This window comes from Polymorphobacter sp. PAMC 29334, assembly GCF_019431245.1.
In the GTDB taxonomy this organism is placed as follows: domain Bacteria; phylum Pseudomonadota; class Alphaproteobacteria; order Sphingomonadales; family Sphingomonadaceae; genus Polymorphobacter_B; species Polymorphobacter_B megasporae.
In genome coordinates this window covers 139,118-157,250 of record NZ_CP080243.1, presented here as the reverse complement: position 1 = coordinate 157,250, position 18,133 = coordinate 139,118, and the positions used below count along the sequence as shown (strand labels likewise).

Here is an 18,133-nt window from a genome sequence, read left to right as displayed (position 1 = left end):
GATATAGCATTTCGGCCGCAGCTAGCCATCACGATGATACGGATGTCCCGCCAGCAGCGATGTCGCACGATAAAGCTGCTCGGCGAGCATGCCGCGAACCAGCAGGTGCGGCCATGTCGCGGGACCGAAGCTGAGCAACAAGCCGGCATTTGCCCGCGCAGTTTCGCCATGCCCGTCGGCTGGACCGATGACGAAACGCGCCTCGCGCATCCCGTCGTCGCGCCATCCGGCCAGTCGATCGGCAAAGGCTCGCGACGTCAGCGCGGTGCCGCGTTCATCGAGGAGGATCGTCACCGCGGGGCTCGGCAGGTCTGCGACCTTGCCGCTGCCCGCGTCGCTCAATTCGGTCAGTGTCAGCGGCCACGTGATACGCTTGAGATAGCGATCGACGAGGTCGGCCTCCGGTCCGCGTCCGATCCGCCCATGCGCGACGACGTGGAGGCGCAACTAGGCGTCTTCGCCGTCGTCGAAGGCATCTTCGGTGCCGAGCGATGCGGCCTCGAACGGGGTCGCGTCGGGAACCGGATCGAGATCCTTGAATGCGGCGGCTTTCGGCGGGGCGCGGCGGTCGCTGGTCGATCCGCTCGGGCCGTCGAACGCCCACATCTTCTCGAGGTTGTAAAAGGTGCGGACCTCGGGGCGGAACAGGTGGACGATGACGTCCTGCGCGTCGATCAGTACCCAGTCGGCGGCGGGCAGGCCTTCGATCCGAACACTGCGTCCAAGCTCAGCCTTGGCGCGCTCGGCGATCTTCGCCGCCATCGACGCGACCTGCCGCGTTGACCTGCCGCTGGCGATGACCATGTGATCGGCGATCGATGTCTTGCCGGCGAGCGGGATCGACACGACCTCGACCGCCTGGTCGTCCTCGAGCGTCGACATCACCAGCGCGTGAAGCGCCATCACCGCGGGGTCGTTTGCGCCGACGGCACGCGGTGCAGCAGCGGTCGTCAAAGCCGTCCGGGGAGCGGCGGCGGGAGTCAAAGCCAAGTCGTAGTCCTCATCATCGGGAAGCCCTGTCGGGATCTGCCCAGTTCGGGTCAGCGCTCCGGATCGCTGTCGCCGACAGCGGGCTCATCCTGATGTCGAGAACGACGATCGCCGGAAGCCTCCATTCGCGCCAGCGCCGCACGGATGCCGAAGCATGCCGCCAACGCCTGAACCACGCCATCGCCGGCGCCGTCAAAGCCCGTCCCATATAGCCCGGACGCGCGAAAACCGCAATCGGCACCAGAAGCGCCAGCGCGCGCCACCGCGACCAATGGTCGAAGTCGACGAGGTTGTCCGCGCCCATCAGCCAGACGAACCGGACCTTGGGGTAGCGGCGAAGCAATACGGCGACGGTATCGACGGCATAGCGCGTGCCGAGCCCGACTTCGAGATCGCTGACGACGATGCGCCGGTGCCGCGCGACGACGTTCGCCGAGGCAACCCGCGCTGCGAGCGGGGCCATGTCCGTGCTGGCTTTGAGCGGGTTCTGCGGGCTGACCAGCCACCAGACTTCGTCGAGATCGAGCCGCCGCAACGCCTCGACGCTGATGTGCCGATGCCCGGCATGCGCGGGATTGAACGACCCGCCGAGGAGCCCGACGGTCTTCAGCCGCGGACCTGTCCGGTGCCGCGGACGACGTTCTTGTACGTCGTCAGCCCTTCGAGTGCGACCGGGCCGCGGGCGTGAAGGCGGCCGGTGGCGATGCCGATCTCGGTGCCGAAGCCGAACTCGCCGCCGTCGGCGAACTGGGTCGAGGCGTTGTGGAGGACGATTGCGCTGTCGACCTCGGCGAGGAAGAAGGCGGCGGTGTCGGGGTCGGCGGTGACGATCGCGTCGGTGTGATGCGAGCCGTGGCTGGCGATGTGGTCGATCGCTCCGGAGACGCCATCGACGAGTGTGACGGCGGCGATGGCGTCGAGATATTCGTTGTCCCAGTCTTCGGCGGTGGCTGGGACGAGGCGGCGGTCTAGCGGCATGAGGTCGGCTAAGGCACGGACTTCGCAGCCGGAATCGAGCAGGGCGGCGATCAATCCGGCGGGGTCGGGGTAGGCGCGGTCGATCAGCAGCGTTTCCATCGCGCCGCAGACGCCGGTCCGGCGCATCTTGGCGTCGAGGACGATCGCCTTGGCCATCGTCGGATCGGCGGCGGCGTCGACGTAGACGTGGTTGTTGCCGTCGAGGTGGGCGAGGACCGGGACCCTCGCTTCGGCGAGGACGCGCGCGACTAACCCCTTGCCGCCGCGCGGAATTATGACGTCGATCAGACCGTGGGCGGCGAGCATTGCGCCGACCAAGGCACGGTCGGGGGAGGCGACGAGCTGGATCGCGGCGGCGGGGAGTCCCGCGGATTCAAGGCCTTCGACCAATGCGGCGTGGATCGCGGCGTTCGATGCCGCTGCCTCGCTGCCGCCGCGGAGAATGACGGCGTTACCCGCCATCAGGCACAAGGCTCCGGCGTCGGCGGTGACGTTGGGGCGGCTTTCGTAGATGATCCCGATGACGCCGAGGGGAACCCTAACCCGTTCGAATCGCAGGCCGTTGGGCTGTTCCCAGGCGGAAATGACCGCACCGACTGGGTCGGGCAGGGCGGCGACGGCGTCGAGTCCGGCGGCGATTGCCTCGATTCGGGCTTCGTCGAGGTGTAAACGGTCGCGGAGGGCAGGTGAAAGTCCGGTCGCAGCTGCCAGATCGTGCCGATTCGCCGCCAGAATCGCGCCGGCCCTCACGCGCACAGACGCCGCACAGGCGCGCACCCCGTCGGCTTTCGCCCGCGCCGTCTCGCGCGCCAGCAGCGCCGCCGCCCCGCGCGCAGCGGCCCCCATTTCGGCGATGATCGCCGTCGCGTCGGTCACAGTAGCACCAGATGATCGCGGTGGATCAGCGCCGATCGCGGAGCATAGCCGAGCAGCCCGGCGTGGGCGTCGTTGCGTTGTCCGGCGATCAGAGCGGCGTCGGCGGCGTCGTACGCGACCAGCCCGCGCGCGACTGCTCCCGCCGGGCCGACGACCTCGACGACGTCGCCGCGTTTGAAGCGGCCCTCGACGCGGATTGCCCCGGCGGCGAGCAGGCTGCGTCCGGCGGCGAGTGCGGTGACGGCCCCCGCGTCGACGACGATACGGCCGGCGACGGTCAGGCGTCCGGCAAGCCACGCCTTGCGCGCACGCGCCGCCGGTCCCGCGACGAACACCGTGCCGTGGCCGGTCGCGGCGAAACGCGCAAGCGGACGGTCGACGCGCCCGTCGGCGATCGCGAGGTGGATGCCCGCCGCGAGCGCGATCTTCGCCGCCGCGATCTTCGCCGCCATGCCGCCGGTGCCGAATCCCGAACCTGAGTCGGCGGTCGCCATCGCGTCGATCTCGGGGCCGATCGCGTCGACGGTCGGGATCAGCGTCGCCGCCGGATCGCGCCGCGGATCGCCCGAATACAGTCCGTCGATGTCGGACAGCAGGATCACCGCCACGGCCCCGGCGGCCTGTCCGGCGCGCGCGGCGAGGCGGTCGTTGTCGCCGAAGCGGATCTCGGCGGTGGCAACGCTGTCGTTCTCGTTGATCACCGGGACGACGCCGAGCGCCAGCAGCCGGTCGAGCGTCGCCGCGACGTTGAGATAGCGCCGCCGGTCCTCGAGATCGCCGAGCGTCAGCAGGATCTGCGCCGCCTGGATATCATGGTGCCCGAGCAGTTCGGCGTAGCACGACGCGAGCATGATCTGCCCGGTCGCCGCCGCCGCCTGCGCGTCCTCAAGGCTCGCGCGTCCGCGCTTGGGCAGTCCGAGCCGTTGCGCGCCGAGGGCAATCGCCCCCGAGGTGACGATCGCGACCTGCTGTCCCGCGGCGCGGCGTTCGGCGATATCGGCGAGGACGCCCGCAAGCCAGTCGCGGCGGACGGTGCCGTCGTCACCGACGAGGAGCGAGGAGCCGATCTTGACGATGAGTCGGTGGCATTGCGCGGGGGAGAAGCGCGCGACGCGCTGGCGGATTGCGTCGTCCCCCCCATTAAGCTTGTCATCCCCGCGCAGGCGGGGACCCATCACCCCGACCGGCTGGGCTGATGGGTCCCCGCCTGCGCGGGGATGACGGTTGAGATTGTGACCGCCCTCCTCAACTGAATCCGCACCCCCGCCTTCGCGGGGATGACGGTTGGGGTTGGACCCGCCAGCGTCAACTGCATCCACGCTTTCGCTGGGTGCGCGGTTGGGATTGGCTCCGCTCCTTAGACCGGCGTCCACGCCTTGTCCTTCGCTGCCCCTGCCGCCGGGGCCTTCGCCTTGCCGACCGCCTCGACGAGCCGGTCGAGCACCGCATCCATGCCGTCGCGGGTCGCCCCCGACAGGACGAACACCGGCTTGCCGCTCGCTTTTTCCAAAGCTTTCTTCTTTTTCGCCAGCACCTTCGGCTCGACGAGGTCGCTCTTGTTGAGCGCGATGATCTCGTCCTTCGACTCGAGGCCCGCGCCATAGGCGTCGAGTTCGTCGCGGACGATCTCGTACGATTCGACCGGGTCGGGCTCGTTGGCGTCGACGAGGTGGAGGAGGATGCGGCAGCGCTCGATATGGCCGAGGAAGCGGTCGCCGATGCCGACGCCGTCGGCCGCGCCGGCGATCAGCCCGGGGATGTCGGCGAGAACGAACTCCTGCCCTTTGTGGCCGACGACCCCGAGCTGCGGCTTCAATGTCGTGAACGGATATGCGCCGACTTTGGCATGGGCGTTGGTGATCGCGTTGAGCAGGGTCGACTTGCCCGCATTCGGCATGCCGAGCAGCCCGGCGTCGGCGATCAGCTTGAGCCGCAGCCAGACCCACGCCTCGGCATAGTCGCCGCCGGGTTCGAACTCGCGCGGCGCGCGGTTGGTCGACGTCTTGAAGAAGGCATTGCCCTTGCCGCCCTCGCCGCCGCGCAGCAGGACGATCCGCTGCCCGACCTTGGTGAAGTCGGCGAGCAGCGTCTGGTCGTCATCGTCGTCGATGATCTGCGTGCCGACGGGGACCTTGATGACGAGGTCGTCGGACCCGGCGCCGGTGCGGTCGCGGCCCATGCCGTGCTGGCCGCGCCCGGCCTTGAAATGCTGCGAATAGCGGAAGTCGATCAGCGTGTTGAGCCCGGCGACGCTCTCGAAGACGACATCGCCGCCGCGTCCGCCGTCACCGCCGTCGGGACCACCGTATTCGACGAACTTCTCGCGACGGAACGAGACGGCACCGTCGCCGCCCGCGCCCGAGCGGAGGTAGATCTTGGCTTGGTCGAGGAACTTCATGGCGGACTAATACACGATTCTGGCGCGAGGTGCTTGCTGCGGAATGGGGCGGGGCGAGGGTCGATCAGATGCTCACGGGCAGCGCGTCGCGCCTTGTAGCGGAGCGTTGCGATGACTTGCGAGCAACCCAGAAAGACAGCGACCTCTAAACGGCGTCATCCCCGCGAAGGCGGGGACCCAAAGTCACTGACGGTGGTGACCTTGGGTCCCCGCCTTCGCGGGGATGACAGAATTGAGGGCGGGGCCGATCGATAGACGACCGCGAACCGCGCGCTCCAGCGAGCTATTCGGCGGCGATGGCCATCGGTTCCGGCCGTGCGTCGACGCTGACGTACTTGCGGCCGAGCTTGCCCGAGTGAAACACGACGACGCCTTCGGCAGTCGCGAACAGCGTGTGGTCCTTGCCGAGGCCGACGTTGCGGCCCGGATAGACGAGCGTGCCGCGCTGGCGGATGATGATGCAGCCGCCCGTGACGTCTTGGCCGCCGAAGCGCTTAACGCCGAGACGACGCCCTGCCGAGTCGCGACCGTTGCGGGACGAGCCGCCTGCTTTCTTATGTGCCATGGTGCCTTAACCTACCGAAACGATCTTCAGGACCGTCAGCTGCTGACGGTGCCCGTTCTTCCGGCGATAGTTATGCCGGCGCTTCTTCTTGAAGATGATGACCTTGTCGCCCTTGGTCTGCGCGACGATCTCGGCGGTGACGCCGCCCGCCGAAACGAGACCGCCGTCGCCGAGCATCAGCGTCTCGAGCGTGACGGTATCGCCCGCCACGCCGTCGAGCTTCTCGACGATGATCTTGTCGTCGGTGGCGACCCGATATTGCTTGCCGCCCGTGCGCACTACCGCGAACATGTTCTTTAACCTTGGCCGAATCGATTTGCGCACGGGTCCGCCACGGGGGCGGTCGTACGGGAAGCGGGTTGCTAGAGGGTGAGGCCGCGGTTGTCAACGTTTACGGGGGCGGGGGTTGGCGCCGGCTTCTTCCCTCTCCCCTTGAGGGAGAGGGACGGCGCGCCCTCGCGCGCCAGGGTGAGGGTGAGTGCGGGGAGAGAGCGACTCGATATGCCATCCTCACCCTCACCCTGGTCGCGCGAAGGGCGCGACCGTCCCTCTCCCTCAAGGGGAGAGGGAAGACCGTCACCCGCTGCGACCCCGCCGCCGGGTGACGCTGCCCCCCGCCGTCCCTATCTTCGCCCTATGAACATCGCCTTCACGCCCCCCGCGCCGGTGCCGCTGGCCAAGCCGTTGTCGCGACTGCGCGGGGCGGCGCAGTTGCTCACCGATCCGCTGGGGATGTGGACGCAGCGGCACTTCGACGAGTGGGTGTTGAGCGGCAAGTCGCTGCTCGGGCATATCACGATCGTCAGCGACCCGGCGTCGATCCGTACCTTCATGCTCGATCACGCGGCGAATTACGTCAAGGACGACCTCCAGCTGCGGGTGCTCAAGCCGAGCCTCGGCGAGGGACTGTTCACTGTCGAGGGGCCGGCGTGGAAGGTTCAGCGGCGCGCGCTCGCCGGGCTGTTCACCCCGCGCACCGTCGCCGGGTTCGCCGGGCCGATGGCGGCGGCGGCGGTGGCGCTGACCGATCGCTGGGCAAGACGCGGCGGGCGCAGGCTGCTCCAGGTCGACCGCGAGATGACGCAGGTGACCTTGGATGGGCTCGACGCGTCGATCTTCTCGGGCGGGCTCGGCGGTGACCGGGCGCAGGTCCATGACGCGCAGTCGTTCGTCACCGCTGCCGGGGCGATCGATCCGCTCGACCTGTTCGGCGCGCCGGCGTGGATTCCGCGCGTCAGCCGCCTGCGCGCGGCCCCGGTGCGACGCTACTTCGACGGGCTGATCGACCGCCTCGTCAGCGATCGCCGTGCGCTTATTGCGGCCGACCCCGCCGCCGCGCCGCGCGATCTGCTGACCTTGTTGTTCGAGGCGCGCGACCCCGAGACCGGCGAGGGGCTGACCCCGGCGGTGGTGCGCGACAACGTCCTGACTTTCCTCGGCGCGGGGACCGAGACGACGTCGAGCGCGCTGAGCTGGGCGCTGTATCTGCTGTCGCAGGATCACGCCGCGCGCGAGCGGATCGAGGCCGAGGTCGACGATGTTCTCGGCGGGCGGACGGTCGGGGCGGACGATGTCGCCAAGCTGGTTTTCACCCGCGCGGTGATCGACGAGACGCTGCGGCTGTACCCGACCGCGCCGCTGATCCAGCGGATGGCGGTTGCCGAGGACACGCTCCACGGGGTGACGATCCCGCCGGGGTCGACCGTGGTCTATGCGCCGTGGGTGCTCCACCGGCATCGCAAATTGTGGGACCGGCCGGGCGAGTTCGACCCGACGCGGTTCTTGGCCGGAGCGCCGCCGATCGACCGCTTTGCCTATCTGCCGTTCGGGGCGGGGCCGCGGGTGTGCATCGGCGCGAGCTTTGCGCTCCAGGAGGCGGTGGTGACGCTGGCGACGATCGTCCAGCGCTGCCGCCTCGACCTGCTGCCGGGGGCGGTCGTCATGCCCGAACACCGGATCACGCTGCGCCCCAAGGGCGGATTGCCGATGCTGGTGACCGCGCGCTAGACTGCGCGCATGGTCCGTATCCTCTTCGCCGCGCTCGCCCTGTTCTTTACCGGAGGTGTCGCGAGCGCCGCCGCGGTGCCGGTCGAGGGCGACTATGTCGTCCGCGATTTCACCTTCGCCTCGGGGGAGAAGCTGCCCGAGTTGCGGCTGCATTATACGACGCTCGGCACGCCGCGGCGCGATGCGGCCGGGCACGTCACCAACGCGGTGATGGTCCTCCACGGCACCGGCGGGAGCGGCAAGCAGTTCTTCGCGCCGCAGTTCGCCAACGCGCTGTTCGGCCCCGGCCAGCCGCTCGACACGTCGGTCTATTACGTCATCCTCCCCGACGAGATCGGTCACGGCGCGTCGTCGAAGCCGAGCGACGGCCTCCACGCGCGCTTCCCGCATTACGCCTATGCCGACATGGTCGCGGCGGACCATCTGCTGCTGACCAAAGGGCTCGGTGTCGACCGGCTGCGGCTGCTGATGGGGACGTCGATGGGGTGCATGCACACGCTGACGTACGCCGAGGCCTACCCCGGTTTTGCCCGCGCGCTGATGCCGCTGGCGTGTGTTCCGGTGCCGATTTCGGGGGCGAACCGGCAGTGGCGCAAGCTCGCGATCGACGGGATCAAGCTCGATCCGGCATGGGCCGGAGGCGATTATAAGGTCGAACCGGCGGCGGGGCTGCGGACGGCGATGTCGCTGCTCGTCGCGTTCGGCAGCGCGCCGCTGGCGATGCAGCACGACCTGCCGACCGGCGACGCGGTCGACGCCGCGGTGACCGCGCGGATGGCGCGCGACATGCCGCTGCGCGATGCCAACGACCTGATCTACCAGCTCGATTCGTCGCGCGACTATGATCCCGGGCCAAAGCTGGCGACGATCGACGTCCCGCTGACATGGATTAATTCGGGCGACGATCTGATCAACCCGCCCGAGTTGCACCTTGTTGAAGCCGCGATCGGGCGAGTGCAGCAGGGGCGTTTCGTTCTGATTCCTGCCAGCCTCGCGACGCGCGGGCACGGGTCGCATACCTCGGCGGTGCTGTGGAAGGACGAGCTTGTCGCGTTGCTGGCGCGGTCGGGCGACCAGAAAAAGCTGTCATCCCCGCGAACGCGGGGACCCAATGTCCCGATTGCGACCTTGGGTCCCCGCTTTCGCGGGGATGACATCCAAACAATCGTTCCCCACTAGGCTGGTAGCTTCTGCGCTTTCGCCTTCTCCGCCGGGCGCTTCGACTGGGCGAGGACGGCGGCGGGGTCGGCGGCGGTGAAGGCGCTGCCGGCGACGGTTTCGCTGAGCTGCGCCCAGGTGATCGGAACCGCCACCCCCGCCCCTTCGCGCGCGCGGACCGAATAGGGCAGGACCGCGGTCGCGCCGCGCTGGTTGCGCAGCCAGTCGACGAAAATTCGTCCCTTGCGCTTGGCCTTGCTCATGTTGGCGACGAAGGCGTCGGGCATCTCTGCCTCGAGCGATTCGGCGAACGCCTTCGCCCACGCCTTGACCGTGGGCCATTCGGCGTCCGGGACGAGCGGCGCGACGACGTGGACACCCTTGCCACCGGTGAGCATCGGGAAGCTCGCCAGCCCCGCTGCCTTGAGCCGGTCGCGGATCAGGACGGCGGCAGTGCGGACGACGGCGAAGTCGAGCCCCTCGTCGGGGTCGAGGTCGATCACCAGCCGGTCGGGGCGCTCGATATCGGCGACGCGGCTGCCCCAGCCGTGGAACTCGATCGTCCCCATCTGGACGCAGTTGAGCAGCCCCTCGGGGTTGTCGACGAATAGGTAGGGCTCGGTCTTGCCGTCGGATTCGGCGATGTCGACGTGGTGGACGTCTTCGGAGAACATGCCGCTGTCGTGCTTCTGGAAGAAACACGCCTTGGCGCGCCCCTGCGGGCAGCGGACGAGGCTGATCGGGCGGCCGCCGAGCTCCTTGAGCATGACGTCGGCGACGACCGCGTAATAATCGACCAGCGCGCCCTTGGTCATGCCGAGGTCGGGGAAGACGATGCGGTCGGGGCTGGTGACGCGGACGCCGTGGCGGTCGGGAGCAGGGGTGGCGGCGACAGGATCCGAACCCTTCGCCGGGGCTTCGAGCACGACATCCGCCGCCGTCTTGTCGCCGCGCAGGCCGAGGAAGCTGGCGTGGCGAACGTGGCCGTCGGCGGTGAATTCGGCGAAGGCGACCTCGGCGACGAGTTCGGGCCGGACGAAGTTCGCGCCGCGCTTGGCGATCGCGGGCAGCTTGGCGGCGAACGGGGATTTGTCTGCGGCGAGCTTGGCGAGTTTCGCGGCAACATCTTCGAGCGTGCGGTCGTCGAAGCCGGTGCCGACGCGCCCGGCGTAGCGCAACCCGCCGCCTTCCTGCATGCCGAGGAGCAGAGAGGCGAAGCCGCGCCCATTCTCGGACTTCGACCAGCCGCCGATGACGAACTCCTGGCGGTGGGTGCATTTCGACTTGAGCCACGACCCCGATCGACCGGGGCGCGACTTGCCGTCGGCGCGCTTCGACACGACGCCTTCGTAGCCTGCCGCACACAACGCCGAGAACATCGCCTCGCCGCCGCCGCGGACGTGCTCGGAATAATGCAGCGGCGCGGGGGCGTCGGCGAGGAGGGTCGCGAGCTTCGCCTTGCGCTCGATGAGCGGCAGACCTGCGAGATCCTCGCCGTCGAGTTCGAGCAGGTCGAAGGCGAAATACAGCAGCGGGCCATTGTCCTTGAGCGCGGCCTGGAGCGTCGAGAAGTTGGGCTTGCCAGCGGCATCGAGCGCGACGATCTCGCCGTCGATCAGCGCCGACGCACACGGCAGCGTCGCACACGCCGTCGGCACCGCGCCGAACTTCGCGGTCCAGTCGAGCCCGCTGCGGGAGTAGGCCACAGCCGTGCCGCCGCCGACCGCGATGAGCGCGCGGTAGCCATCGTATTTGGTTTCGTGGAGCCAGTCGTTCCCTGTCGGGGGCGTGTCGACGAGAGTGGCAAGTTGGGGTTCGCGAAAAGGGGGTGGTTTGAGGGTAGGGGATTTGCCCGACTTCGGCTTGTTCCCATCGCCTTCGAACTTTCTGTCATCCCCGCGAACGCGGGGACCCAATGTCGAAACATCGGGACCTTGGGTCCCCGCTTTCGCGGGGATGACAGTCGATTTTTTGCGGGCCGTCGCGGTGGTCGTTTTCACGGGCGGCTCACCCGCCGCAATCGCCTCCATCGTCCGCCCGGTCTCCACACTCGTATCGAAATCGAGCTCAGCCCCGATCGCAAACTCATCCGCGATCTTGCCGAGCAGCCAATTCTCCGCCTTGCCCTCGGGCTTGAGGCGGATCAGCACCCATTCGCCCTTCATCCGCTCGCCGGTGAGCTTGAAGTGTAGCTTGCCCTTCGCCATCCCCTCGCGCGGGTCGATCTCGTTGGTCCACGTCCCGCGGTCCCACAGCATGACCGTGCCGCCGCCGTATTCGCCCTTGGGGATCGTCCCTTCGAAGGCCGCGTAGCTCAGCGGGTGGTCCTCGGTGCGGACTGCGAGGCGCTTGACCGACGGATCGCCGCTCGGCGGCTTGGTCACCGCCCATGACAGCAGGACACCGTCGAGTTCGAGACGAAAGTCCCAGTGCATGCGCGACGCCGCGTGGCGCTGGACCATGAAGCTGTTGCCGGTGGCGCGCCCGGGGGTGCCCGCGGGCTCGGCGGTTTTCGCGAAGTCGCGCTTGCTGTTGTACTTGGCGATAGCGTCGGCGGGGGTGGGCATGGTGTGATCCCGATCTCTGCCGTCATCCCCGCGAAGGCGGGGGCCCATCACCACGGACGGTTGGGGTGATGGGTCCCCGCCTTCGCGGGGATGACGTTATAAAAATGAGCAGTCGCGCACTTTGATCGTGGCAACCCAGAGGGTCACGCGCGCTTCCTCGCCGGGGCCTTGGTCTCCGGCTCGGCCTTCGCCGCCGCCTTCGCCTTGCGCGGTGCAACCTTCGGCGGAGCCGCCGCCGGGGCCGCGCCGCCCTTCTCGATCGACGCCTTCAACGCCGCCATCAGGTCGATCACGTTCGATGCCTTTGGCGCAGGCTCATTGTTCTCGACATCGGCGACCTTCTTGCCGCGCTTCTCGTCGATCAGCGCGCGCAGCGCATCCTCGTAACGATCGTGGAACTTGCCCGGATCGAACTTCGCGGTGCGCTTGTCGATCAGCGCCGTCGCCAGCTCCATCAGTTCAGGCGTCGCGGCGTCGTCGGGGATCGAGCGGAAGAACCCGCTCGCCTTGTTGACCTCCTCCTCATAGCGCAGCGTCTCGAGGATCATCCCGCGCCCGCACGGCTTGAGGCTGATCAGATACTCGTGGCCGCGCATCGCCAACTGGCCGAGCCCGACCTTCTTCGCCGCCTTCAGCGCGTCGCGGATGACGCAGAACGCCTCCTCGGCGAGCTCGTCCTTGGGGACGCAGAAATACGGCTTTTCGAAGTAGATCGGGTCGATCTCGGCGGCGTCGACGAACTGGGTGAGTTCGAGCGTCTTCTTCGATTCGAGTTTGACCCCCTCGATCTCGTCGTCGGACAGGATGACATACTTGCCCTTTTCGACCTCGAAACCCTTGACGATCTCGTCGGGGTCGACCGTGCCGAGGCCGGGGACGGTCTTCTCATACTTGATCCGCTTGCCGCTTGGCTCATGGATCTGGTTGAGCGCGATCGTCCCGGCGCTTCGTGTCGCCGAATAGAGCTCGATCGGGATCGAGACGAGCGCGAGGCGCAGCTGTCCCGACCAATAGGCGCGCGCGGCCATGTCGTCCCTCCATTGTCGCCGGATCAACTTATGCGTGCGCGAGTCGTTCCGCCACCGAAACGGGAACCGCGACGACGATGGGGCGCTAGGGAGGCGCGCGCTCTCGCGCTAGGACGTTAAGTGAGGCGCGCGGCCGCGCGCCGGGGGGACGCATGAAGACACTCTGGCTCGTCCTCAATACCGCGAGCGGATCGACGAGCGACGCGATCGTCGGCGAGTTCGAGCAGGCGTGCGGTGACTATGTCATCGCCGGGCGGACCGCATTTCCGGCCGAGACGCTTCCCAATGCGACGGTGCTCGACGCCGCCGGGGTCGATACGCTCGTCGTCTTCGGCGGCGACGGCACGATCAATGCGGCGACGTGCAAAGTCGAGGACTGGGACGGGACCGCGCTGATCCTGCCCGGGGGAACGATGAACGGGCTGGCGAAGCAGCTCCACGGCGACATCGGCTGGGCCGAAGTCCTCAAGCGCGCGCCGAACGGGCACGCGATCCACGTCCCCATCGCGATCTGCGGCCAGCACCGGGCCATGGTCGGGGTCATCCTCGGCCCGGCGTCGTCGTGGTTCCACGCGCGCGAATATGTCCGCAGCGGCGCGTGGTCGAAGGTGACCCGCGCATTGCGCTACGCCGCGCGCAAGACCTTCGCGCGGACGATCCGCGTCGTCGGGGAAGGGGCCAACTCAGGGCGGCACCGTGCGGTGATCGTCACTCCGCGCGACCATGATCTCGAAATCGCCGCGGTCAGCACCGACAGCTGGTTCATCGCTGCACGGCTCGGCTGGTCGTGGCTGCTCGGTGACTGGCGCGATGCCGATGGCGTCACCGTCACCTATGCGCCGTCGGTCGACCTCGCCTCATCGCGGCAGGTGTCGGTGCTGTTCGATGGCGAGCCCGCGAAGCTGCGCGCGCCGGTCCATGTCGAGCACGCGGTGACCCGCCTCACGTTCATCGCGACCAAGGCATGACGACCCAAGGCCGAGGGCCTACTTCATGACCCGCTTATTCCACGTCTCCGACCTGCATTTCGGGACCGAGGACCGCGACGCGCTGGCGTGGTTCGCCGCCGCCGTCGCCGCCGAGCAGCCCGACGCGGTGATCATGACCGGCGACCTCACCGCCGCTGCGCGCCGCCGCGAATTCACCGCCGCGTGCGAGTGGCTGGTCGCGCTCAACGTCCCGGTGACGGTCGAGCTCGGCAATCACGACATGCCGCTGTTCAACCTGTGGGAGCGCTTCACCGATCCGACCAAGCGCTTCGACCGGCTAGAACGCACCGTCGAGCGGCCGCTGGTGCTGCCGGGCGTGTCGATCGTACCGCTGCGGACCGCAACGCGCGCCCAGCTCCGGCGTAACTGGGCCGAGGGGATCGTCCGGCCGCATCGCCTCGCCGAGACGCTCGCGCTGTTGGCGAAGGCGCCGCCTGAAAACATGAAGATTGTCGCCGGGCACCATCCGCTCGGCGGGCTCGGGAGCCGCCATCGGACGCGCGGCGGGCGGCGGGCGCTGGCGGCGTTGGCGGCAACGGGGGTCGACGCCGTGCTCAGCGGTCATACCCACGAGCCGTTCGACATCGTCGTCGACGGCGTGCGGCTGATCGGCGCGGGGACGTTGTCCGAACGCATCCGCGTCTCGCCGCCGTCGTTCAACGAACTGACGATCGACGCCGGATCAATCGGCGTCGTGGCCCGCGTGATGGAGTGAGCGATGGCGGACTTGAAGAAGGGTGACAAGGTCGAGTGGGATTCGAGCGGCGGCCACTCGGTCGGCAAGGTGGTGAAGAAGGTCACTACCCCGACGAAGATCAAGGGCCACAAGGTTGCCGCGTCGAAGGACAACCCCGAATATATCGTCAAGTCCGACAAGGGCGGCGAGGCGGCGCACAAACCGGAAGCGCTGAAGAAGGCGAAGTAGGCCGGACTCTCCGCCGTCAGCCCCCCGCGAGCGTCATCCCGTCGATGCGGATCGTTGGCACGTTCGTCGCGTGGCGGAAGACGAGGTCGTCGGCGGGGGTCAGGTTGCGGAACATGTCTTTTAGATTGCCCGCGATCGTCACCTCGGCGACCGGCACCGTCAACTGGCCGTCCTCGATCAGATAGCCGCTGGCGCCGCGGCTATAGTCGCCGGTCAGGCCGTTGACGCCCATGCCGATCAGCTCGGTGACGTAGAAGCCGTGCTTGATGCCCTTAAGCAGGTCGGCGCGGCTCGTCGTCCCCGCCACCATATGGAGGTTCGATGGCCCCGCTCCCGGGGGGCCCGACACGCCCCGCGCGGCGTGGCCAGTCGGCTCGAGGCCAAGCTGGCGCGCGCTCGCCGAGTCCATCAGCCAGCCGGTCAGCCGCCCGGCGTCGATGATCGACCGCGCCGTCGTCGCCAGCCCCTCGCCGTCGAACGGGCGCGAGCGGAGGCCGCGGATGCGGTGCGGTTCGTCGCGGATCGTCACGCCGGGGGCGAATATCTCGGCGCCGAGGCTGTCGCGCAGGAAACTCGTCCCGCGTGCGATCGACGAGCCGGTGATCGACCCGACGAGATGCCCGAGCAGCGACGAGCCGACGCGCGGATCGAACACGATCGTGATCGCCTGCGTGTTGAGCTTCGACGGATTGACCCGTCGCGTCGCGCGCTCGCCCGCCTCGCGGCCGATGACGGCGGCGGCGTCGAGGTCGGCGAAGTGGCGGACGCTGTGATAGGCGTAATCGCGCTGCATCGCTTGGCCCTCGCCCGCGATGACGCTCGCCGACACGCCGTAGCTCGTGCCGCGGTAGCCGCGGGCGAAACCGGTCGACGTCACCAGCGCCATCACCGCGCGCCCGGCACTGCCGCCGCCGCCTTCGGAGTTGGTCACGCCGGCGACGCTGCGCGCGGCGTCTTCGGCCTCGATCGCGAGCGACTTGAGAAGTTCGGCCGGGGGGTCGCCGCCGTCGTCGAGATCGAGCGCCGGGGGGTCGTCGTGCATCAGCCGGTCGGCGGGGGCGAGCCCGGCGTATTCGTCCTCGGGGGCCTCGCGCGCCATCGCGACCGCACGGTCGACGACCGCGGTCATCGCCGCGATCGACAGGTCCGACGTCGACACGCTCGCCGATCGCCGCCCGACGAAGACGCGCAGGCCGACCTCCTCACCTTCGGATCGGCCGATATCCTCGAGGGCGCCGAGGCGGACGCTGACCGAGGTCGAGGCGTCGCCAACATAGACCGCATCGGCGGCGTCGGCCCCGGCGGCCTTGGCGGCGGCAAGGGCATGGGTCAGGCGATCGATCGCCGCATCGACTTTAAGCATAGTCGCGACTTAGGGACGGTGACCGGGCGACGCAACCGTTACGGAGGCGGGGCGTTGAGCCCCAACCATAGATACAGGGAGCAAAAATATGGGCATCGGCACGATCCTTCTCATCGTCCTCATCCTCCTCCTGATCGGCTCGCTGCCGAGCTGGGGTTATTCGAGCGGCTGGGGCTACGGCCCGTCGGGCGGGCTCGGCCTGATCGTCGTCATCGTCGTCATTCTGGTGCTGATGGGTCGGATCTAGTCCCGATCGCACGTTCGAACAGGAAGAACGTGCCGCAGGCGAGCAGCGCCGCGAGCACGAACGCCGCCCCCGGCAGATGGACCGGGGCGGCGGGGCTCGAGAAATAGGCGAAGGCCTGCGTCATCACTGGCGGCCCGACGATCGCTGCAAGGCTGACGAGGCTCGACACCGCGCCCTGCAACTCGCCCTGCGAATCGCGCCCGACCTCCTGCGACATCAGTGACTGCAGCGACGGGTAGACCAATCCGCCGAGCGTGCCGACCGCAATACCGGCGTACATCATCCAGCCTTCGCTCGCGCTGGCGTAAATGACATAGCTCGCGATCGCGCTCAGCACGGCCCAAGGCACGAGGCGCTTTTCGCCGAAGCGCGGGATCAGCACGCGGGTCAGGACCGCCTGCGCGATGATCGCCGAGACCCCGACCGCCGCGAGCGACCACCCAACCTGCTTCACGCTCCAGCCGAACCGCGCGAGGGTGAAGTAATTCCACGTCGACTGGAGCGACATCTGCGCGAAGCTCCACAGAAAGGTCGCGCTGGCGAGGGTCAGGACGATCGGGCGCAGCGCGCGCAACCGGACGAGCGATCCCCAGACATTCGCGCGACGCCAGTCGAAGGCGCGCCGGTCGGCCTTGGCGAGCGACTCGGGCAGAGCGAGATACCCATAAGCGACGTTGACCAGCGCGAGACCCGCCGCGACAAAGAACGGCGTCCGCGCGCCGTACACCGCAAGCAATCCGCCGATTGCCGGTCCGATGATGAACCCAACGCCGAACGCAAAGCCGAGCAGCCCGAAGTCCTGCGTCCGCCGCTCGGGCGGGGTGACGTCGGCGATATAGGCATAGGCGCTGTTGAACGACGCGCCGGTGATGCCGGCAATGATCCGCCCGGCGAACAGCCACGCCAGTGTCGGCGCGAACCCGGTCAGCAGATAGTCGAGGCCGAACGCGGTCAATGACGCGAGCAGGATCGGTCGCCGGCCGTATTTATCCGACAAGCCGCCGAGCACCGGCCCCGACACGAACTGCATCGCCGAATACGCCAGCATCAGATAGCCGCCGATGCGCGCCGCCTCGCCGATTTCGACCCGCGCCAATGACATGATCAGCTCCGGCAGCACCGGCATGATGATGCCGAAGCCGATCACGTCGATCAGGATGGTGACGAAGATGAAGGCGAGTGCGTGGGGGTGGCGTGATGGAGCGGCGGTGGGGTCCGGGGCGGGGGGTGAACTGGTCATCGGCGTCAGCATTAGCGCAACCGCAAAGCCGGGTCGCGCGTCGTCTCGTGGCGCTGCTCCCGTCGCGCGCTCGTGTCATGCTATAGGAGATCGATGACCGGCCCGACCCTGATCGATGCGCGCGGGCTCCGCTGTCCCTGGCCGGTTCTCAGGCTGGCGCGGGCGTTGCGCGACGGCGCGTCCGTCGAATTGCTCAGCGACGACCCGGCGGCGGCAGGTGAGGTTGCGGCGTTCGCTGCCGGGCGCGGGCTGAAGATCATTGCCAGCGAAAGCGCGGCGGGAAGTATGCGATTCGTCGTCGGCGGCTGAGGTCGGCTTGGCCTGGAGGTGAGGCCTTACAGGCGTCAGACCATCATCGACCCATCGGAGCGCGCGGCGATGACGCGACCGATCGCGTCGAACAGTTCCTCCATCGCGACCGGCTTGAGCAGGAGCTCATCGGCACCGTGCGCGAGACACTGCGCGCGCAAATTATCGGCGGCGTCGGCGGTGATGACGATGATCGGCAGCAACGCCTTGGCGTCGTGGCGCTGGCGGATCAGTCCGATCGCTTCAAATCCATCCATGCCGGGCATCCGCAAGTCCATCAGGATGGCATCGAAATCCATCCCGTCGATCATCCGCAGGCCCTTCTCGGCGCTGTCGGCTTCGTCCATGCCAACACCCGCAACCATGAGCATATCGCGCACGACGCGTCGATTCAGGGCATCGTCCTCGATCGCCAGTACCTGCATCGATACCTCATGCGGACTCACCGATGTCCGTCCGTCAATCCATCGCTAGTTCACTCGGGTCCAAAAAA

Annotated in this window: 19 protein-coding genes and 1 pseudogene; 7 read left to right on the top strand and 13 right to left on the bottom strand. The window is 68.2% G+C overall.

The genetic code is table 11. From position 1 onward, the window contains the following. Window positions 1–21: 21 nt before the first annotated feature. The 8 genes and pseudogenes from KZX46_RS04525 to rplU form a co-directional block, all read right to left on the bottom strand. Window positions 22–447: a 23S rRNA (pseudouridine(1915)-N(3))-methyltransferase RlmH gene (locus KZX46_RS04525; RefSeq protein WP_219775665.1), complete on the bottom strand. Its 426-nt coding sequence runs from the start codon at window positions 445–447 to the stop codon at window positions 22–24. 135 nt (window positions 448–582) lie between these two features. Next, window positions 583–903, bottom strand: a pseudogene (gene rsfS / locus KZX46_RS04520) (ribosome silencing factor); the annotation flags it as partial. A 100-nt stretch (window positions 904–1,003) separates the two neighbouring features. Continuing rightward, window positions 1,004–1,600, bottom strand: a complete 597-nt coding sequence (locus KZX46_RS04515) for a nicotinate-nucleotide adenylyltransferase (RefSeq protein ID WP_219776844.1) — start codon at window positions 1,598–1,600, stop codon at window positions 1,004–1,006. Beyond that, window positions 1,597–2,814 (bottom strand): glutamate-5-semialdehyde dehydrogenase, encoded by a 1,218-nt coding sequence (locus KZX46_RS04510; RefSeq protein WP_219776842.1) that lies wholly within the window; start codon window positions 2,812–2,814, stop codon window positions 1,597–1,599. Before KZX46_RS04510 ends, KZX46_RS04515 begins: the two co-directional genes overlap by 4 nt. A gap of 26 nt (window positions 2,815–2,840) precedes the next feature. Then, entirely contained in the window at window positions 2,841–4,019 is a 1,179-nt protein-coding gene (gene proB / locus KZX46_RS04505; RefSeq protein WP_219776843.1) for a glutamate 5-kinase, read from the bottom strand. 182 nt (window positions 4,020–4,201) lie between these two features. After that, the gene (obgE, locus tag KZX46_RS04500) at window positions 4,202–5,242 is read right to left on the bottom strand and encodes a GTPase ObgE (protein WP_219775664.1); all 1,041 of its coding nucleotides are present in this window, start codon (window positions 5,240–5,242) and stop codon (window positions 4,202–4,204) included. 283 nt (window positions 5,243–5,525) lie between these two features. Continuing rightward, window positions 5,526–5,807 carry a 50S ribosomal protein L27 gene (rpmA, locus tag KZX46_RS04495; RefSeq protein ID WP_219775663.1) on the bottom strand — a complete coding sequence of 94 codons (282 nt, stop codon included), beginning with the start codon at window positions 5,805–5,807 and terminating at the stop codon, window positions 5,526–5,528. Between the two features lie 6 nt (window positions 5,808–5,813). Continuing rightward, window positions 5,814–6,098, bottom strand: coding sequence for a 50S ribosomal protein L21 (gene rplU, locus KZX46_RS04490; protein ID WP_216708251.1), 285 nt, complete (start codon window positions 6,096–6,098; stop codon window positions 5,814–5,816). Window positions 6,099–6,443: 345 nt separating this feature from the next. Between rplU and KZX46_RS04485 the strand changes: the two genes are divergently transcribed. Both KZX46_RS04485 and KZX46_RS04480 read left to right on the top strand, forming a co-directional pair. Then, the gene (locus KZX46_RS04485) at window positions 6,444–7,814 is read left to right on the top strand and encodes a cytochrome P450 (RefSeq protein ID WP_219775662.1); all 1,371 of its coding nucleotides are present in this window, start codon (window positions 6,444–6,446) and stop codon (window positions 7,812–7,814) included. A 9-nt stretch (window positions 7,815–7,823) separates the two neighbouring features. Further along, the gene (locus tag KZX46_RS04480) at window positions 7,824–8,993 is read left to right on the top strand and encodes an alpha/beta fold hydrolase (RefSeq protein ID WP_219775661.1); all 1,170 of its coding nucleotides are present in this window, start codon (window positions 7,824–7,826) and stop codon (window positions 8,991–8,993) included. Here KZX46_RS04480 and ligD read toward each other — a convergent pair. Continuing rightward, window positions 8,990–11,539 (bottom strand): DNA ligase D, encoded by a 2,550-nt coding sequence (ligD, locus tag KZX46_RS04475; RefSeq protein ID WP_219775660.1) that lies wholly within the window; start codon window positions 11,537–11,539, stop codon window positions 8,990–8,992. The two genes, KZX46_RS04480 and ligD, sit on opposite strands and share 4 nt — an antisense overlap. Before the next feature lie 143 nt (window positions 11,540–11,682). Next, on the bottom strand, window positions 11,683–12,567 hold the full coding sequence (locus tag KZX46_RS04470; protein WP_219775659.1) for a Ku protein: 885 nt from the start codon (window positions 12,565–12,567) through the stop codon (window positions 11,683–11,685). A gap of 152 nt (window positions 12,568–12,719) precedes the next feature. Here KZX46_RS04470 and KZX46_RS04465 point away from each other — a divergent pair, with 152 nt between their 5' ends. The 3 genes from KZX46_RS04465 to KZX46_RS04455 are packed head-to-tail and all read left to right on the top strand — an operon-like array spanning window position 12,720 to window position 14,481. Beyond that, complete coding sequence (locus KZX46_RS04465) at window positions 12,720–13,535, top strand: diacylglycerol kinase family protein (RefSeq protein ID WP_219775658.1); 816 nt, start codon at window positions 12,720–12,722, stop codon at window positions 13,533–13,535. A 25-nt stretch (window positions 13,536–13,560) separates the two neighbouring features. Continuing rightward, window positions 13,561–14,271, top strand: a complete 711-nt coding sequence (locus KZX46_RS04460) for a metallophosphoesterase (protein ID WP_219775657.1) — start codon at window positions 13,561–13,563, stop codon at window positions 14,269–14,271. Window positions 14,272–14,274: 3 nt separating this feature from the next. After that, the gene (locus tag KZX46_RS04455; protein ID WP_216708257.1) at window positions 14,275–14,481 is read left to right on the top strand and encodes a DUF2945 domain-containing protein; all 207 of its coding nucleotides are present in this window, start codon (window positions 14,275–14,277) and stop codon (window positions 14,479–14,481) included. Window positions 14,482–14,497: 16 nt separating this feature from the next. On the opposite strand, the gene KZX46_RS04450 is transcribed toward KZX46_RS04455, so the two are convergent. Further along, a complete protein-coding gene (locus KZX46_RS04450; protein WP_219775656.1) occupies window positions 14,498–15,844 on the bottom strand; it encodes a TldD/PmbA family protein in 1,347 nt (448 codons plus the stop codon). Window positions 15,845–15,932: 88 nt separating this feature from the next. On the opposite strand from KZX46_RS04450, the gene KZX46_RS04445 reads away from it, so the two are divergent. Further along, the gene (locus KZX46_RS04445) at window positions 15,933–16,091 is read left to right on the top strand and encodes a DUF3309 family protein (protein ID WP_216708259.1); all 159 of its coding nucleotides are present in this window, start codon (window positions 15,933–15,935) and stop codon (window positions 16,089–16,091) included. Here the strand turns inward: KZX46_RS04445 and KZX46_RS04440 are convergent. After that, on the bottom strand, window positions 16,063–17,331 hold the full coding sequence (locus tag KZX46_RS04440) for a TCR/Tet family MFS transporter (RefSeq protein WP_219775655.1): 1,269 nt from the start codon (window positions 17,329–17,331) through the stop codon (window positions 16,063–16,065). The genes KZX46_RS04445 and KZX46_RS04440 overlap by 29 nt on opposite strands. Window positions 17,332–17,424: 93 nt before the next feature. Between KZX46_RS04440 and KZX46_RS04435 the strand changes: the two genes are divergently transcribed. After that, window positions 17,425–17,640, top strand: coding sequence for a sulfurtransferase TusA family protein (locus tag KZX46_RS04435; RefSeq protein WP_219775654.1), 216 nt, complete (start codon window positions 17,425–17,427; stop codon window positions 17,638–17,640). A 35-nt stretch (window positions 17,641–17,675) separates the two neighbouring features. Here KZX46_RS04435 and KZX46_RS04430 read toward each other — a convergent pair whose 3' ends face one another. Then, window positions 17,676–18,005, bottom strand: coding sequence for a response regulator (locus KZX46_RS04430; protein ID WP_370647498.1), 330 nt, complete (start codon window positions 18,003–18,005; stop codon window positions 17,676–17,678). Between the last annotated feature and the right edge of the window lie 128 nt (window positions 18,006–18,133).